At 63.3% G+C, this 15941-nt stretch carries 18 protein-coding genes; 12 read left to right on the forward strand and 6 right to left on the reverse strand.

The annotated features are described in order from the left end of the window. The first annotated feature begins 37 nt into the window (after nt 1–37). The 7 genes from FJ039_03000 to FJ039_03030 all read left to right on the forward strand — a co-directional run bounded on the left by FJ039_03000 (nt 38) and on the right by FJ039_03030 (nt 6919). The gene (locus FJ039_03000; protein ID MBM4405136.1) at nt 38–412 is read left to right on the forward strand and encodes a response regulator; all 375 of its coding nucleotides are present in this window, start codon (nt 38–40) and stop codon (nt 410–412) included. A 134-nt stretch (nt 413–546) separates the two neighbouring features. Beyond that, nucleotides 547–636 (forward strand): potassium-transporting ATPase subunit F, encoded by a 90-nt coding sequence (locus tag FJ039_03005; protein ID MBM4405137.1) that lies wholly within the window; start codon nt 547–549, stop codon nt 634–636. Nucleotides 637–646: 10 nt separating this feature from the next. Further along, nucleotides 647–2356, forward strand: coding sequence for a potassium-transporting ATPase subunit KdpA (gene kdpA / locus FJ039_03010; GenBank protein ID MBM4405138.1), 1710 nt, complete (start codon nt 647–649; stop codon nt 2354–2356). A 7-nt stretch (nt 2357–2363) separates the two neighbouring features. After that, nucleotides 2364–4487, forward strand: a complete 2124-nt coding sequence (gene kdpB / locus FJ039_03015; protein ID MBM4405139.1) for a potassium-transporting ATPase subunit KdpB — start codon at nt 2364–2366, stop codon at nt 4485–4487. Next, a complete protein-coding gene (gene kdpC, locus FJ039_03020; protein MBM4405140.1) occupies nt 4488–5099 on the forward strand; it encodes a K(+)-transporting ATPase subunit C in 612 nt (203 codons plus the stop codon). It begins immediately after the preceding gene. Continuing rightward, a complete protein-coding gene (locus FJ039_03025) occupies nt 5096–6256 on the forward strand; it encodes a sensor histidine kinase KdpD (protein ID MBM4405141.1) in 1161 nt (386 codons plus the stop codon). Before kdpC ends, FJ039_03025 begins: the two co-directional genes overlap by 4 nt. Before the next feature lie 72 nt (nt 6257–6328). After that, a complete protein-coding gene (locus FJ039_03030; GenBank protein ID MBM4405142.1) occupies nt 6329–6919 on the forward strand; it encodes a hypothetical protein in 591 nt (196 codons plus the stop codon). On the opposite strand, the gene rlmB is transcribed toward FJ039_03030, so the two are convergent. Then, entirely contained in the window at nt 6916–7662 is a 747-nt protein-coding gene (gene rlmB, locus FJ039_03035; protein MBM4405143.1) for a 23S rRNA (guanosine(2251)-2'-O)-methyltransferase RlmB, read from the reverse strand. The two genes, FJ039_03030 and rlmB, sit on opposite strands and share 4 nt — an antisense overlap. A 101-nt stretch (nt 7663–7763) precedes the next feature. Between rlmB and FJ039_03040 the strand changes: the two genes are divergently transcribed. Genes FJ039_03040 through FJ039_03050 form a run of 3 tightly spaced genes read left to right on the forward strand, consistent with a single transcriptional unit; the run spans nt 7764 to nt 9633 of the window. Beyond that, nucleotides 7764–8378 (forward strand): bifunctional phosphoribosyl-AMP cyclohydrolase/phosphoribosyl-ATP diphosphatase HisIE, encoded by a 615-nt coding sequence (locus FJ039_03040; protein MBM4405144.1) that lies wholly within the window; start codon nt 7764–7766, stop codon nt 8376–8378. Nucleotides 8379–8380: 2 nt separating this feature from the next. Further along, nucleotides 8381–8710, forward strand: a complete 330-nt coding sequence (locus FJ039_03045) for a DUF971 domain-containing protein (protein MBM4405145.1) — start codon at nt 8381–8383, stop codon at nt 8708–8710. Next, nucleotides 8707–9633 (forward strand): TIGR03560 family F420-dependent LLM class oxidoreductase, encoded by a 927-nt coding sequence (locus FJ039_03050; GenBank protein MBM4405146.1) that lies wholly within the window; start codon nt 8707–8709, stop codon nt 9631–9633. The genes FJ039_03045 and FJ039_03050 overlap by 4 nt, the downstream gene beginning before the upstream one ends. Nucleotides 9634–9671: 38 nt before the next feature. On the opposite strand, the gene FJ039_03055 is transcribed toward FJ039_03050, so the two are convergent. From FJ039_03055 to FJ039_03075, 5 genes are all read right to left on the reverse strand, one after another. Next, a complete protein-coding gene (locus FJ039_03055; protein MBM4405147.1) occupies nt 9672–10469 on the reverse strand; it encodes an enoyl-CoA hydratase in 798 nt (265 codons plus the stop codon). 8 nt (nt 10470–10477) lie between these two features. After that, nucleotides 10478–11233, reverse strand: a complete 756-nt coding sequence (locus FJ039_03060; protein ID MBM4405148.1) for a hypothetical protein — start codon at nt 11231–11233, stop codon at nt 10478–10480. A gap of 210 nt (nt 11234–11443) precedes the next feature. Next, entirely contained in the window at nt 11444–11821 is a 378-nt protein-coding gene (locus FJ039_03065) for a RidA family protein (protein ID MBM4405149.1), read from the reverse strand. An 8-nt stretch (nt 11822–11829) separates the two neighbouring features. After that, nucleotides 11830–13035, reverse strand: a complete 1206-nt coding sequence (locus FJ039_03070) for a CoA transferase (protein MBM4405150.1) — start codon at nt 13033–13035, stop codon at nt 11830–11832. Beyond that, nucleotides 13035–14321 carry a CoA transferase gene (locus tag FJ039_03075; GenBank protein ID MBM4405151.1) on the reverse strand — a complete coding sequence of 429 codons (1287 nt, stop codon included), beginning with the start codon at nt 14319–14321 and terminating at the stop codon, nt 13035–13037. Before FJ039_03075 ends, FJ039_03070 begins: the two co-directional genes overlap by 1 nt. Before the next feature lie 55 nt (nt 14322–14376). Here FJ039_03075 and FJ039_03080 point away from each other — a divergent pair, with 55 nt between their 5' ends. Further along, the gene (locus FJ039_03080) at nt 14377–15186 is read left to right on the forward strand and encodes an SDR family oxidoreductase (GenBank protein MBM4405152.1); all 810 of its coding nucleotides are present in this window, start codon (nt 14377–14379) and stop codon (nt 15184–15186) included. Nucleotides 15187–15189: 3 nt separating this feature from the next. Continuing rightward, nucleotides 15190–15828 carry a hypothetical protein gene (locus FJ039_03085; protein ID MBM4405153.1) on the forward strand — a complete coding sequence of 213 codons (639 nt, stop codon included), beginning with the start codon at nt 15190–15192 and terminating at the stop codon, nt 15826–15828. The last annotated feature ends 113 nt before the right edge of the window (nt 15829–15941 follow it).

The raw sequence follows: 15941 nt of genomic DNA on the forward strand, positions 1-15941 counted from the left end.
TGAATCAAGGCTGGTCGCAATCGCGCGGGAGCAGGTCATGTACCGCCGCATCCTGATTGTGGAAGACGAGCCGATCCTACGGCGGCTCATCGTTCGGAATCTCACCGGCAGAGGCCACGAAGTGCATGAGGCCGCAACAGCCGCCGAGGCCCGCGCTTCCCTAAACAGAGCCCTTCCTGATCTGATGCTGCTCGATGTCAGTCTCCCGGACGGCAGCGGCCTCGATGTCCTCCGGGACCTCCAGCAACAAGGGAGGTCCGTTCCTACCATCGTCGTCTCCGCTGTGCGCATCCCGAGAACACGATTGGAGGAGTTGAAGCCGATCGCCTACCTGCCCAAGCCTTTCCCCCTTGAAGCGCTCCTCCGCCTCGTCGCCGGTGATAGCGACCCGGCGCGCAGCACACCGGCATAACAACGCTATGCGCTACCGCATCACAAGGGTGCCCGCTCCTTGAGCGACCTCATCGCTGTCCTCTTCTTCGCCGCGCTCTTCGCCTCGGTGCTCATCCCCCTACTCCTCTTCCTCCGCGCATCGGGAGACTCCTGATGGCCGCCGATCACATCGCCTTCCTCCTCATCGGCATCGTGCTTATCATCTATCTCATCGTGGTCCTCGTGAAACCCGAATGGTTCTAGCGGTGCTGCGATGACTTCACCCGCCGTTGTCACCGCCTTCGTCCTCCTTGGCACGGCGATCCTGCTGACCAAGCCCCTGGGCCTCTATATGACCAGGGTCTTTCAAGGCGAGCGCACCTTCTTGAGCCGCCTCCTCCAGCCGGTGGAGAGCCTCATCTACGGCGCCTGCCGCATAGACCCGGATGAAGAACAGCACTGGGCAAGCTACGCCATCGGGCTCCTTGTCTTTGGTTTCGCTTGCGCCCTCTTCCTCTTCGTCCTCTTCCGGCTTCAGGGCGTTCTGCCGTTGAACCCGCAAGGTTTCGATGGCATCCCCGCGCCTCTCGCCTTCAACATGGCCCTCAGCTTCATCAGCCCCACCAATTGGCAGGCCCTCAGTCCCGAGCAGGGCGTGAGCCACTTGAGCCAGATGATCGGCGTGGCCGTCCAGAACTTCGCTGCCGCCGCGGTCGGCACAAGCGTTGCGATCGCCCTCATCCGAGGTCTCACGCGACGCACCTCCGCCACCATCGGCAACTGCTGGGTAGACCTCACCCGCGCCACACTGTACATCTTCCTGCCGATCGCCGCCCTCATCGCCCTCTTCTTCATCTGGCAAGGCGTTCCTCAAAACCTTCGAGCCGCCGTGGACATCACCACCCTGGAGGGAGGCGCCCAGTCCATCGCTCAAGGCCCGGTCGCCTCCCAGGAGGCTATCAAGACCTTCGGGACGAACGGCGGCGGCTTCTTCAACGCTAACTCCGCCCATCCTTACGAGAATCCGAACCACTGGACCAACCTCATCCAGATGATCGCGATGCTCGCCGTCCCATCTGCCATGACTTATGTCTTCGGGAAGTACGCCGGAGAAACAAAAAAGGGATGGGCGCTGCTCGCCGTCATGGTCATCCTCTTTGCAAGCTGCCTCGCCGTCACCCAGATATTCGAGCAGGATGGCAACCCCCGCTTCGAGGCTGTCGGCATCAGCCAGGAGGCGACTTCTGAGCAGGCGGGCGGGAACATGGAAGGGAAGGAGACCAGATTCGGCATCGTCCAGACCTCCGCCTTCACCAACGCCAGCGTCGCCTCCTCAACGGGAGCCACGAGCAGCGCCATGAGCAGCATGATGCCCATCGCCTCCATCGTTCCCATCTTCTATATGGTGACGGGGCAGGCCGTCTTTGGCGGGACGGGCGTCGGGCTCGTGAGCATGATGATCTTTGCCCTCATGGCCGTCTTCGTCGGGGGGCTCATGGCTGGCCGCACCCCGGAATACCTCGGCAAAAAGCTCGAGCCCTTCGAGATGAAGATGCTCATGGCCGGGATGCTTGCGCTCACTATCTCCATCCTAGTCTTCACCGGCATAGCCGCGGCGAGCCGCGCCGGGACGGAGAGCATCCTCAACCCCGGCCCTCATGGACTGACGGAGATCTTCTTCGCGTACAGCTCCGCAGGCTCCAACAACGGCGCGGCCTTCAGCGGTCTGAACTCCAACACGGATTTCTATAACTACACCATAGGCATCGCTATCTTTGCGGGCCGCTATCTCGTCCTCTTCCCCATGCTCGCCGTCGGGGGCTCCATGGCCAGGAAAGAGCGCCTTCCTGCCACCCTCGGCACCCTGCCGACCGATGGCCCCCTCTATATCGCCCTCGTGATCGGCATCATCCTCGTCGTCGGCGCGTTGAGCTTCTTCCCCGCCCTCGCTTTAGGCCCCATCGTTGAGCACTTGCTGCTCTGAAGCGCCTATGAACCAGCCCCCTGCCAACCTTCGTCCGGATCCAACAGGCCCCGCCGCCGCCTTGGCGCGCACCTCGCCCACGGCTCGCGAGATGAAGTCCCTTGCCGCCGCGCGGAAGGCGGGCGTGCGATTGTGGACGTGGTCGCTGATGCGCCGCGCCGCCCTGGACGCCTTTCGCAAGCTGGACCCGCGCACCCTGCTGCGCAACCCGATGATGCTCCTGGTGGAAATCTCAGCCCTCATGGTCAGCGGCTTCCTGATCCAAAACGTCGTCAGCGGCGAAAGCTTCCGCTTCTCCCTGCAGATAGCCATCTGGCTTTGGCTGACGGCCCTCTTCGGCAACTTCTCCGAATCCCTCGCCGAAGCTCGAGGCCGCGCGCAGGCGGAAACCCTCCGCGCCACCAGGAAAGACGTTCCCGCCCGGCGGCTGCGCGGCCTCCGTGAGGAGAGCGTTCCCTCGTCCAGCCTTCGCAGCGGCGATTACATCGTCATCGGCGAAGGTGAAATTATCCCTGCTGATGGCGAAGTTATCGGCGGTGCTGCCTTCGTGAACGAGGCGGCCATCACCGGCGAATCCGCTCCCGTCCTCAAGGAGCCGGGGACCGATGTCCGCTCCACCGTCACCGGCGGAACCCTCCTCGCCTCGGGCTCCCTTCGCGTCCGCGTCTCCGCTGATCCCGGCGGCACCTTCCTCGATAAGATGATCGCCCTCGTGGAAGGCGCCCACCGCCGCAAAACGCCGAACGAAATCTCCCTCACCATCCTCATCGCCGGCCTCACCATCATCTTCACCCTCTCCGTCATCACCATCCAGCCCCTCCTCGATTACTCGGACACGGAAGTCTCCGTCGTCGTGCTCCTCTCCGCCCTCGTCGTCCTTGTCACCACCACCATAGGCGGCCTCGCCTCCGCCATCGGCATCGCCGGGATGGATCGCCTTACGCGCTTCAATGTCCTCGCCCTCTCCGGCCGAGCCATTGAGGCGGCGGGCGATGTGGATACCCTCCTCCTGGACAAAACCGGCACCATCACCTATGGCAACCGCCTCGCCGCGGAGATCCATCCTGTCGGCGGCAATCAGAAACTGGTGGCCCTCATTGCCGCTCGCATGTCCAGCCTTGCCGATGAGACGCCCGAGGGCAAAAGCCTCCTGGCCCTCGCCGAACAGATGGGCGCTCCCGCCGAACGCAGCCTCAGCGCCACGGCCGAGATCATCAAGTTCGATCCCCGCACCCGTATCAGCGGCGTTATCCAGGACGGGCGCTACTACGTTAAAGGCGCGGTGGACGCCGTCATCGCCCTCTCCCCCGATCGCGCCCCGGACGATCTCCAGCAGATCGTGGCCCGCATCTCCGGCGAAGGCGGCACCCCTCTCGCCCTTGCCATAGATAAGAGGATCGTCGGCGTCGCCTATCTCAAGGACACCGTGAAGCCCGGCATGCGCGAGCGCTTTGAGGAGTTCCGCAAGATGGGCATCAAGACCATCATGATCACGGGCGATAACACCCTTACCGCCGCCACCATCGCCAAAGAGGCCGGGGTGGACAGCTATGTGGCCGAAGCGAAGCCGGAAGACAAGATCCGCATCATCCGCGATCAACAGCGCCAGGGGCGCATGGTTGCCATGACCGGCGATGGCACGAACGATGCCCCTGCACTCGCCCAGGCCGATGTGGGCCTGGCCATGAACTCGGGGACCGCCGCGGCCAAAGAGGCCGCGAACATGATTGACCTCGATTCCAATCCCTCCAAGCTCATAGAGGTCGTCAGCATCGGCAAGCAGATCCTCATCACCCGCGGCGCCATCACCACCTACTCCGTTGGGACGGACCTGGCCAAATACTTCGCCATCATCCCTGCCGCCTTCGTCGGCGCCTACCCCGCCTTCAGCAAGCTCGATGTCATGCATCTCCATTCCCCGGAAAGCGCCGTCCTCTCCGCCGTCATCTTCAACGCCTCCATCATCCCCACCCTGGTGCCGCTGGCCATCAAGGGGGCCCCGTACCGTCCCGCCCCGGCGAGCAAGCTCCTGGCGCGCAACCTCCTCGTGTACGGCGTCGGCGGCATCGTGACCCCCTTCTTCGGCATCAAGCTCATTGATATGCTCATCACAGCCATAGGGCTCATCTAGATGTTCACCTACCTGAAAGAACAGGCCCGCGCCGCCGTAGTCCTCCTCGCCGTTCTCGTCGTGATAACCGGCGTCGCCTACCCGTTCGTCATCATGGGCATAGGTCAAAGTGCCTTCGGCAAGCAGGCCGATGGCAGCCTCGTGCGCGATGCCGACGGCCGGATCGTCGGCTCGTCCCTCATCGGACAGAACTTCATCGGCCCCCGCTACTTTCACCCGCGTCCCTCCGCCGCAGGAGAGGATGGGTACGATGCGCGCGCCTCCTCCGCATCGAACTTCGGCCCGATTAATGAGACATTCCTCACGGCGGTCGGAGCGCGAGCCGATGCCTACCGCAGGGCCAATGGCCTCTCGCAGGACGCCCAGGTTCCCGTGGACGCCGTCACCGCCTCCGCCTCCGGCCTCGACCCCCACATCAGCCCCGCCAACGCCTACCTGCAGGCGGCTCGAGTGGCAAAGGCGCGCGGCATGGCCGAAAATACCGTCATGGATTTAGTGCATGCGCATATTGACGATCGCTCCCTCGGCTTTCTCGGCGAAGCGCGCGTCAACGTCCTTCTCCTCAACCTCGCCTTGGATGAGCGCTCCGGCAGAGAGCCGGGGAACCCATGACCCAGCGCCACGATGATAGCCGTCCCTCGCCGGAAAAGTTCCTCAGCCGCCTCCTCAGGGAGGAGCAGCAGGGAAAACGCGGCCGCCTGCGCATCTACCTCGGCATGGCGCCGGGCGTCGGCAAGACCTACGCCATGCTCATGGAGGCCCATCGCCGCAAGGCCCAAGGCGTGGACGTCGTCATCGGCCTCGTCGAGACCTACGGCCGCGCAAAGACCCAGGAGGCCATCGGCGATCTGCCTATCATCCCTAGGAAACAGGTCACCTACCAAGGCGTCACCCTGGAAGAGATGGATACGGAAGCCGTCATCGCGCGTCGTCCTCAACTCGTCCTCGTTGACGAGCTAGCCCACACCAATGTGCCCGGGTCCAAATGGGAGAAGCGCTGGATGGATGTGGAGGAGATCCTCAAGACGGGCCTCTCCGTCTTCACCACCGTCAACATCCAGCACCTGGAAAGCCTGGCCGATGTCGTCGAAAGCATCACCGGCGCACCCGTCCGGGAGCGGCTCCCTGACCACGTTGTGGACAAGGCCGATGAGATCCAGCTTGTGGATATGGCCCCCGGCGCATTGCGCCAGCGCATCCAGGAAGGCAGCGTCTACCCTGGCGAGCGCGCCCAGCAGGCCCTGCGCCAGTTCTTCCGCGAAGGCAACCTCACCGCGCTCCGCGAGCTCTCCCTCCGCCGCGTCGCCACCACTGCGGAAAAAGACCTCGAACAGTACATGCGCGATCACCAGGTGGAGGCCGTCTGGCCCGCCGGCGATCGCGTCCTCGTCTGTATTGACCCGCACGCCCACGGCCAGCACCTGTTGCGGCGCGGCTGGCAGATGGCCAAGGGCTTCCAGAGCGACCTCATCGCTCTCTTTGTAGAAGAGCCCTCCTGGGCCAAGGCAAGCCCGGAAGAGCGCCGCGTCCTTGCCGAAAATCTGCGCTTTGCGGAGGACCTCGGCGCTCGCGTCCTGCGCGTCCAGGGCTCGGATGTCGCCGCCACGATCACCAAGGTAGCCCGCGAAGAGAACATCGGGAACATCGTCATCGGCTTCGGCCAGAAGAGCAGTCTCCTGGACATGACCAAGACCTCCACCCTGCAGAAGCTCCTTCGCTTGGCCACAGATATAGACATCCACGCCGTGCCGCTGAAGCGCCAGGATTAGCCGAGCCGCTCTGAAAGGCCCTCCGTGATCAAGCGCGAACTGCAGATCACCAAGCTCCCGCTCTTCCCCCGCATGACCGTCGGCGTCATGGGCTCCGCGGGCGGGCGCATCCCCGAATACGCCAAGCAGAAGGTGTTCCAGCTTGGCGCTGAAGCGGCCCGCCGCGGCTACGTCCTTGTCACCGGCGCTTGCCCCGGACTCCCGCACGAAGCCGTTCGCGGCGCAAGCTCCCAGGGCGGCATCGTTGTCGGCGTCTCACCCGCGCTGAACCTGGAAGAGCACATCGGCAAGTACCACTCGCCCACCCAAGGCTACAACGCCATCATCTATACCGGCAGCGGCCTCATGGGACGCGAGATCGAGAACATCCGCAGCTGCGATGTCGTCGTCTTCGCCGGGGGACGCTCAGGCACGCTCGGCGAGTTTGCCATCGCCTACGATGAAGGCAAGGTCATTGGCGTTATCCTGAAAACGGGCGGCATCAGCCGCCACATCAAGTCCATCGTCAAGATGGTGAAGAAAAAGACGGACGCCCTCATCATCGTAGACGCCGACCCTGTCCGGCTCTTGGATAAGCTGGAGCGAGTCTATAAGAAGCGCATCTATACCCACTACCTGCAAGTCCTGGAAGGCCATGCAGGCAAAGGGACCGGCGCAGGCTAGGCCGTCGCCTTCGCCCGCTGGCGCATCGCCTCGTACATCACCAGCGCCCCCGCCACAGAGGCGTTCAGCGAAGCGACCTCTCCCCGCATCGGGATGGAGACCAGCACCTCGCACTTCTCCCGCACCAGGTGCGAAAGGCCGCGCCCCTCCGCGCCGATGATCAGCGACACGCCCTGCCGGTAGTCCGCCTCCGCATAGCTCTTGGGCCCCGTGGGATCCACGCCCACCGTCCACACGCCCTCTTTGTTCAGTCGCTCCATCGCCTGAGCGATATTCGTGACCCGCGCCACCTGCATATACTCCAGCGCCCCGGCTGACGCCCGCGAGACCGCCGCCGTCAGCCCCGCCGCGCGGCGGGTGGGGATGATGACGCCGTGGACGCCTGCCGCGTGGGCCGTGCGAATGATCGCCCCAAGGTTCTGCGGGTCTTCGATCCCGTCCAGCAGCACATAGAACGGCCTCTCGCCTTTCTCCTTGCTGATGCGGAAAAGGTCGTCCAGCTCCACCGTCGCCTTTGCCGCCGCGACGGCGATGACTCCCTGGCTGCGCCCCGTCTGGCTCAGGCGGGAGAGCGCCCGCTGGTCCGTGTATTCCACCGGGATGCCGGCTTCCTTCGCCAGCCCCACCACCTGCCCCAGCGGCCCGCGGCGGTCAAAATCATGCGAAACGAATATCTTGTGGATAGGCCGCTTGGCCTTGATAGCTTCCAGGACCGGGTTGCGTCCTTCGATCTGCTCTTCCACGGCCGCTCCTCAGAGAGAATCCTGACATGCTATCATGTTCAGGCCGCCGCTGGCTCCTCTCGCCAGGGGAAAGCCGCCCGGCGGTCACCTCGGAGGCGCCTATGCAGCTCAACCTCAATGAACAGGGCCTGATCCCGGCCATCGCCCAGGACGAAAAGACGGGCGAAGTGCTAATGCTGGCCTACATGAGCCCTGAATCGCTCAAACGCACCATGGAAAGCGGCCAGGCCTGGTTCTACAGCCGCAGCCGCCGGGAGCTCTGGCACAAAGGCGCAACCTCCGGCAACTACATCAAGGTGAACAAGGTTATCGCCGATTGCGAGAACAACTCCCTGCTCCTCAAGAGCACGCCCACCGGCCCCGCCTGCCACACCGGCAAGCCCAACTGCTTCTTCCAAGAGGTCAAGAAGGGCGAAATCTCCTTCCAGCAGAAACCCGGCAACATGATGGAAGAGCTCTTCTCCGTCATCGAATCCCGGAAGAAGGAGAAGCCCGAAGGCAGCTATGTCGCCAAGCTCATGAGCCAGGGTGTGGATCGTATCGGCAAAAAGGTCATCGAGGAGGCGGGCGAATCCGTCATCGCCGCCAAGAATGGCGTCCGCGAAGAGGTCGTCCATGAAGTCGCCGACCTCTGGTTCCACAGCCTCGTCCTCCTCTCCTCCGCGGGCCTCACGCCCAAGGACATCTGGCAAGAGCTCGAAAAGCGAAGGAAATAGCCATGCACCAGCCCAAGACCGTCGCCATCCTTCCGGACGGCATCCACATCACCTGGGACGATGGCAAAGACTGCGCCTACGCTCATCGCGACCTCCGGGGCGAGTGCCCCTGCGCCCACTGCGTCCACGAAATCACCGGCAAGCGCATGGTCGGCCGCGACCAGGTCACCCCGACCGTCGAAGCACTCGATTGGATGACCATCGGCCGCTACGCTATCCAGTTCCTCTGGAGCGATGGCCACCAGACCGGCCTCTACCCCTACAACCTCCTGCGCGAACTCTGCGCCCGTGAGACCCGCGACGGGGCAAAGGCGGAGAAGCGCGCCTCGTGAACTTCGGCATCCACACCGGCCAGCAGAACGCGCCCTACCAAGACTTCGTCAAGGCTTGGAAGATGGCCGATGCCGCAGGCTTCAACTGGATATCCGTCTGGGACCATTTCTACGAAGCGCCCGATCGCGGCGGCGATGGCCCCACCTATGAGACTGTCGCCATGATGACCGCCGCCGCTGCCGCCACCACCCGCGCCAGGATCGGCGTCCTCGTCATGTCTGCCGGCTATCGCCCACCGGCCCTCCTCGCCAAAATGATCGCCACCCTGGACCACATCAGCAACGGACGCGCCAACCTCGGCATCGGGGCCGGTTGGCACCAGGCCGAATACGAAGCCTACGGCTACACCTTCCCCAGCCTCAAAGCGCGCATGGACATGCTGGAGGAGAGCGTCCAGATCATCCAGTCCATGCTTGCCAACGATACGACCACCTTCGAAGGCGCGCACTACCGCGTACGCGAGGCGAAGCTCTACCCAAAGCCCGTCCAGGCCAAGCTCCCCGTCTGGGTCGGCGGCGGCGGTGAGAAGCGCACCATCCCCATCGCCGCCAAGCACGCCGATGGCTGGAACATCGCCTACGTCCCGCCGGAGGTCTACCGGCGCAAGATCGCCGTCCTGGACCAGTGGTGCGAAAAGTTCAACCGCGACCCGCAAACTATCATGCGAAGCATCAATACCGGCTTCTATCTGGGAACTGACAAGAAATCAGCCGCGCGAGGCCTCCAGCAGATGGCGCAGGACGGCTTCAACGTGGAGCGCACAGGCCCCGGCATGTTGCGCGGCCTGGTGAGCGAGGCTGTGGAGCAGATCCGCGCCTTCGAACGCGCCGGCGCCACCCAGATGAATATCGCCTTCCGCCCGCCCTTCGATTTCGAGGCCTTTCAGGCCTTCATTGAAGAGGCCGTCCCCAGATTCAGGTGACCTTGTCCGGTAGGGGGTGCGGCTAAGCCACGCCGAGGTTAGCGCCCCTTCCACTGAGGCTTCCGCTTCTCCGCAAAGGCCCGTGGGCCTTCCTTAAAGTCTTCCGTCTTGCTCAACTCGTCCACCAGGCCCTCCGCCATCTTCCACGAGACCTCCAGCGGCTGGTCCCGATAGCTCATCACTACATTCTTGATCGCCTTCACCGCCAGGGGCGCGCATAACAGCACCGAACTGGCGATCTTCTCCGCCTCCGCCATCAACTGCTCCTCCGGCACGATCTTCTGGATCAGGCCGATCTGATAGGCCCGCTCCGCCCCGATACGCTCTCCCGTCAGCTGGATGTACAGCGCCTCGCCCAGAGGAATCATGCGCGAGAGATTGTGCAGGCCGTACCCCGCAGGCAGGCTCCATCGCGGCTCCGGCATGCCGAAGACCGACTTCGGCGTGGCGATGCGTATATCGCACTGGAGCGCAAGCTCCAGCCCGCCGCCCAGGCAGAAGCCGTTGATCGCGGCGATGACCGGCTTCTGCATCAGCCGGGGCCGCTTGCCTCCCGGCTTCCTCTCAACGATGGTCTTTCCCGCCTCAGCGCCGCTCTCTCCAGGCGCAGGCTTCGTGGCGCCAGCGCGCTCCTTTAGGTCGGCTCCCACGCTGAACGCCTTCCCTCCCGCTCCCGTCACTATGCCCACCAGCGGCTCCGGGTTGCTATTCATGTCCTGCACGATGAAGCCCCACCGGCGCAGGAACTCCAGGTTCATGGCATTCAACTGGTCCGGTCTATTGAGCGTGATATGAGCGATGCGATCCTTGATTTCATACAGGATAGTGTCGGACATTGTTGCTCCTAACCCTGGGCTTCAGCCTCGCGTATTTGCGCCTCCAGGCTCTCCACCGCACGGTAGTCCTCGTCGCACAACTTGTAACAGCGGTTCAGGTGCAGCTCCAAGAGCCTTCGGCCCAGGTCGCCGGGCCGCTTCGCCGCCGCGATCGCCGCCTCCGCATAGTACTTCCCGGGCATATGCTTCGCCACGGTCTCCGCCTCCGCCGTGGCATCGCCCATCAGCAGCATATCCTTGGAATCAACGGCGTACCGAAGTTTCCCTAGCAGCTTTGCTAGTTCACTCAGCTTGTCCCGATCGCTCATCAGGCTGACCAGCACATCCTCAACCGTATCGTCGCCCGCCGCAGGCCTCTCATCCAGCGCATCCACAACCTTCGGCTGGGCGCCTACAAAGGCCTGATAGGCCCGCAGGTACTCCTGCGCCGCCTCCGTCGTCACGCCCAGCATCGTCTGCGGGTCGCTTGGATCGCTTACCCCAAGGGCAATGACATCGTCATCCCGGCTCTCAGCCAGCTGCTTCAGATAGGCTAGACTCGGCACCTTCTCCGGCACCGGCGGCAACGGGATAGCCGAGACCGTCTCCATCTCCGCTAGGGAAAACTTCCCGGCGAACATCGGCGGCATGTACTTCGTCAGGTCTATCGAGATCGGCGGCACGATGAGGTACGTCGCGTAGACCCCGTCCGGGTTCGAGACGCTCCGCAGGTACGCGATGGCATGGCCTCTCGGCTTCGCCTGGCTCCCTCGCTCAAAGTTCAACAACATGGCTGCTCACAACACATGGAATGTGCAAATCATAGCATCAGCTCCCGGTGATTATCCCCCTCCTTCAGCGCTTTCACTATCCTCAATGGGTCACCTTCTCGTCCGAAACCCTACCCCTTGAACCTCTGCACCCATCTGCGCTCCCTGCGGTATCTGCGGACAATGCTCCTTATCTCTGTGCTTTCTGTGGATGGACCCTCTCCCTCACTCCGCCACCGCTACCGCCTGTATCTCCAACTTATACTTCGGGCTCCCCAGGCTCTTCACCACAACGGCCGTCACCGCAGGCTTCGCCCCTGGAAATGTCTCCGCGATGAGCGGATACAGCGTCGCCCCAAGCTCCATCTCCACCAGGTAGCACGTCAGTGAGACGATATTCGCCATCTTCCCGCCGCCGCCCTCCACGACCCTCCGCACATTCTCCAGCGCTTGCCTCGCCTCTGCCTTAAAATCGCTCCCTCCGCCTGAAACCTGCCCATTGAGCGCGCCAACCTGGCCCGATACGTAAATCGTCTTCCCCGCCTTCACCCCCTGCGAATAGAAAGAAGCCTTAAACAGTCCCTCCGGGTTGATCGCCTGCATCGCTCCTCCTAATAGACAACCTGTTCCTGCATCAGTCGCTCCACCTCGCCCTCGGCCATGCCCAACATGCCGCACAAGATGCCCTTGTTGTCCTGGCCCAGCCCGTGCGCCAAACTGCGGATGGCGCCCGGCGTCTTGCTCAGGTGCCACGGGATGCCGTAGATCACGTCGTTCCTCTCCAAGCGCCCGTCCTCGATCACCAAATCTTGGCGGCGGAACTGGTCGTGCGGGTCCAAGTAGACATCCTCCAGCGAGGCGACGATGGAGGCCGCCACCCCGTGCGATTGCAGGTGGTGCATCGCCTCGTAGCGCTCCTGTCTCCGCGTCCACTGCGCCACGCACGTATCTAACTCCTCCCGGTGCTGCAGGCGCGCATAGACATCGGCGAAGCGCTCATCCTCCGTCCACTCCTGCTCGCCCACGGCCTTGCAGAATGCCCGCCACTCATTCTGTCCGCTCACCGCGATGGCGAGCCACTTGTCCTTCCCTTTGCACGGGTAGACGCCGTGCGGGACCATCATCGGATGGCGATTCCCCAGCGGCACGGCCACCCGCCTGTTCATCGAATAGTCCATAACGCTCTCGCCCAGCAGCGAAGTGAGCCCCTCGAAGAACGAAAGATCAATATATTGCCCAGCGCCTGTGCTCTCTCGGTGGTGCAACGCCGAAAGAACGGCGAAGGCCCCCATCGTCGCCATCGTCGGGTCCGCGTCCCACGCATTCACCATCAGCCGGTTATCGCCGAAGTAGCCCACGTGGCTGTCATACCCGGAGACCGAGTTAATGGACGGCCCGTAGCCCATCAGGTCGCGGAACGGCCCGCTCTGTCCGGCGGCAGACATGGAGAGCATCACGATATCCGGCCTTGCCTTGCGCAGCGCCGGATAGTCCAAGCCGAACTTCGCCAGGACCCGGGGCGAAAAGTTTTCGATGACGATGTCGCAGTGGCTCACGATCTCCTTCGTCATCTCCACCGCCCTCGCCTTGGTGAAGTTCAGCGTCACGCTGAGCCGGTTGCGAAACACGAAGTTCGCATCCAGCATCTTCCGTATCTCCGATGGCTCCTTCGCGATCTCCCGCATCTTGTCCGACCCTGCCGACGACTCGATGCGGATGACCTCAGCCCCCATATCCGCCAGGTAATGGCCCAGCACAGGCCCTGCCCACACCTGACCCAGGTCCGCAACGCGATAGCCCTCTAGCGGCAACGTCATCAGATGATCCCCGTCCGTCGCATATCCACCAAGTCCACGCCGCTATAGCCCAAGAGTCCGCACAACACCTCGCGGTTGTGCTCCCCGAGGCGCGGCGCGGGCCGGTTCAGCCTCCACGGCGACTCCGAGAGCTTGTACGGCGCGCCCGGGTAGCGCAGGCGTCCCGCATCGGGGTGTTCCATATCCACCCAGTAATCGCGCGCATGCAGATGCGGCGACTGCGCCACATCTGCCATCGTCTGCATCGCGTGGAACGGGATCTTGTTCTCCCGGCACAGCGCCCACAGCTCCGCCTTTGTCTTGGACATCAGGAACGGCTTGATGCGCTCATCAACCTCTTCCGGATACAGCTTCCCCATCGCATCCCTATCCTTATACCTCGCCTCCTTCGACCACTCCGGGGCCCCCATCAGTTCAACGAAGCGCTGCCAGTGCCTCTCCTGGATCGTGATGAGCGTGAAGAAGCCGTCCTTGCACGGCAGGACCGTCCAGGGATAGGCGATCATCTTCAGCCGGCTGCCGTACCGAGACGGCACAAAGCCCACATCAACGAAGTCCATCACGTTCAGCGAGCTGATGAGCGTGGACATGCACTCCGCGCTCGAGACATCCACATGCTGCCCCTCGCCCGTCCGCCGCCGCGCGAAAAGCGCCGTCATGGTCGCCGCCGCCGCGCTGATCGCCCCCCAGTAGTCGCCCCGCGAAAGCGGCGTCGTCAGCGGCTCCCGCTCCGGGTCGCCGATGCGCGAGGCCACGCCGGAAAGCGCCGTCGCATTGATCGCCTGTCCCTTGTACTCCTTGTACGGCCCCTTCCGCCCGAACGCCGTCACCGATGTGACGATGAGCCGCGGGTTCGCCCTCGCGAACGCCTCGTAGTCCAGTCCCAGCGCTCGCACCTGCTCCGGCTGCATGTTCTCGACGACCACATCCGCCTGGCGGCAAAGCTCAAGCAGCGTGTCGCGCCCTGTCTTCGTCTCCAGGTTCAGCGTGATGCCGCGCTTGTTCGAGTTCAGATAGAGAAAGAGGCCGCTCTTCTCCCTGTGCGGCATATCACCGGGGAACGGGCCGTGCCTGCGCGCGCTATCGCCCCGTTGCGGCGCTTCCACTTTGATCACGTCCGCGCCAAGATCGGCCATCATCTTCGCCGTGAACGGCGCGGAGATGAGATCGCCGACTTCGATGACGCGGATATCTGAAAGGGCGGCGCGGTCGCTGGGCAAGATGCTGCTCCTGAAAAGCTGGCGTAGTATAGGCGGCGCGAAATGCCCCTGTCCACAGAAACGCATCGCGCCGCGCACCTGCTATCATACGCAGACCTCGCCACCCGGCATCGGAGGGGATATGGATAGGTCAATCGCTTCGCTCGATGGGCGCACCGCTATCGTCACGGGAGGCGCCAACGGCATCGGCAAGGGCATCGCCATGGGCCTCGCCGCCTTCGGCGCAAACGTCGTGATCGCCGATAAGGATGGCCCCGCCGCTCAGCAGACCGCCGCCGAGATCGCCAAGAAGGGCGTTCGCACGCTCTCATACGCCGTAGACGTCCGCGAATTCGACCAGGTCAAAGCCATGACCAAGGCAACCCTGGACACCTTCGGCAAAATCAACATCCTCGTGAACAACGTCGGCGGCACCTTCAAATCCAACTTCCTCGATGTCGCCGAAAAGGGCTGGGATGCCCTCATCCGCATCAACCTCAAATCCGCCCTCTATTGCACCAAGTCCGTCGCCGATGAGATGATCCGTCTCAAGACCGGCGGCGCGATCATCCAGGTCACCAGCATCGAAGCCTGGCGCGCGGCCCCAGGCTACGCAGTCTACTCCGCCTGCAAGGCCGCCCTGGAAAACTTCACCTGGACCATGGCCCTGGAGCTGGCCCAGCACAACATCCGCGTCAACTCCATCGCGCCCGATGTTATCCTCACCCCAGGCGTCCCTCTCGGCACGAAGCCGGAAGACCGCGAGCGCTACAACCGCACGATCCCCCTCAAGCGCGTCGGCACCATCGAAGACTGCGCAGGTGCCGCCGTCTACCTCGCCTCCGATATGTCCTCCTTCGTCACCGGCCAGACGATCCATGTGGATGGCGGCAACTACGCCTCCAAAGGCTGGATCCGCGACCCGAGCGGGACCTGGGTGACTGGACACTAGCCGATGACCGATATCGCCTCTGCCGAAAATTTCTCCCAGCGCTTCACCGATATCTACCGCCCCGTGGAGCACGAAGTAGCCGGCCTTACCGCCGCTCAGCTCGATTTCACTTCGCCCAAATGGGACTGGGCCTCCTGGAGCATCCGCAAGAACCTGAACCACATGTCCTTCGTCGCCTGGGCTTGGTTCAATGATCGCTGGAAGCTGCACCTCCCCACCAACAGCGCCGTCGCCTATTTCCAAGACCTCACAGCCAAGAGCATGGACGAGCAGCGCGACATCCTGAACTGGCTCGACGCCGCAGGCGTCCTCGATAGATTCAGGAAGTCCACCGTCGTCGTCCTCACCGTTCTCTCGAAGGAGACCCCCGCCTCCATGCGCGCGAAGTGGCTCCCTGCCGCCAATTCAGGCTTCATGGCCCAGGTCGCCGCGGCGCACCCAACCGGCTATGAAGCCGATCCACAGGCCCCTGGGCACTACCGCATCTCCTTTGAGGCTACGTTCCGTCACATCTACTATGAGCTGACCACCCACCTCTACAACATCCAGCGCATCAAGCGCGCCCAGGGCCTCAAGACGGTCACGAAAACCCCCGTTGAGGGCTACCACACCCTGCCCCACTGGGACCGCAGCGAACCGTAGCCTCGCCGCCTCTGCTCCCTTCGCTGACCAAGACGTCACATACCTAAATCCATCTTCTCCAGGGCTGACGATGCCTGCCTCCTGGTCACGGGTGCTATCATGGCATCATCACA

The sequence above is a fragment of the Chloroflexota bacterium genome, from assembly GCA_016875535.1.
Taxonomy (GTDB): domain Bacteria; phylum Chloroflexota; class Dehalococcoidia; order SHYB01; family SHYB01; genus VGPF01.

Bases quoted from the DNA above. Each gene is read 5' to 3' on its own strand.
- FJ039_03000 (MBM4405136.1), top strand. From the start codon at position 38: ATGTACCGCCGCATCCTGATTGTGGAAGACGAGCCGATCCTACGGCGG.
- FJ039_03005 (MBM4405137.1), top strand. From the start codon at position 547: ATGGCCGCCGATCACATCGCCTTCCTCCTCATCGGCATCGTGCTTATC.
- kdpA (MBM4405138.1), top strand. From the start codon at position 647: ATGACTTCACCCGCCGTTGTCACCGCCTTCGTCCTCCTTGGCACGGCG.
- kdpB (MBM4405139.1), top strand. From the start codon at position 2,364: ATGAACCAGCCCCCTGCCAACCTTCGTCCGGATCCAACAGGCCCCGCC.
- kdpC (MBM4405140.1), top strand. From the start codon at position 4,488: ATGTTCACCTACCTGAAAGAACAGGCCCGCGCCGCCGTAGTCCTCCTC.
- FJ039_03025 (MBM4405141.1), top strand. From the start codon at position 5,096: ATGACCCAGCGCCACGATGATAGCCGTCCCTCGCCGGAAAAGTTCCTC.
- FJ039_03030 (MBM4405142.1), top strand. From the start codon at position 6,329: ATGACCGTCGGCGTCATGGGCTCCGCGGGCGGGCGCATCCCCGAATAC.
- FJ039_03040 (MBM4405144.1), top strand. From the start codon at position 7,764: ATGCAGCTCAACCTCAATGAACAGGGCCTGATCCCGGCCATCGCCCAG.
- FJ039_03045 (MBM4405145.1), top strand. From the start codon at position 8,381: ATGCACCAGCCCAAGACCGTCGCCATCCTTCCGGACGGCATCCACATC.
- FJ039_03055 (MBM4405147.1), bottom strand. From the start codon at position 10,469: ATGTCCGACACTATCCTGTATGAAATCAAGGATCGCATCGCTCATATC.
- FJ039_03065 (MBM4405149.1), bottom strand. From the start codon at position 11,821: ATGCAGGCGATCAACCCGGAGGGACTGTTTAAGGCTTCTTTCTATTCG.
- FJ039_03070 (MBM4405150.1), bottom strand. From the start codon at position 13,035: ATGACGTTGCCGCTAGAGGGCTATCGCGTTGCGGACCTGGGTCAGGTG.
- FJ039_03075 (MBM4405151.1), bottom strand. From the start codon at position 14,321: ATGCGTTTCTGTGGACAGGGGCATTTCGCGCCGCCTATACTACGCCAG.
- FJ039_03080 (MBM4405152.1), top strand. From the start codon at position 14,377: ATGGATAGGTCAATCGCTTCGCTCGATGGGCGCACCGCTATCGTCACG.
- FJ039_03085 (MBM4405153.1), top strand. From the start codon at position 15,190: ATGACCGATATCGCCTCTGCCGAAAATTTCTCCCAGCGCTTCACCGAT.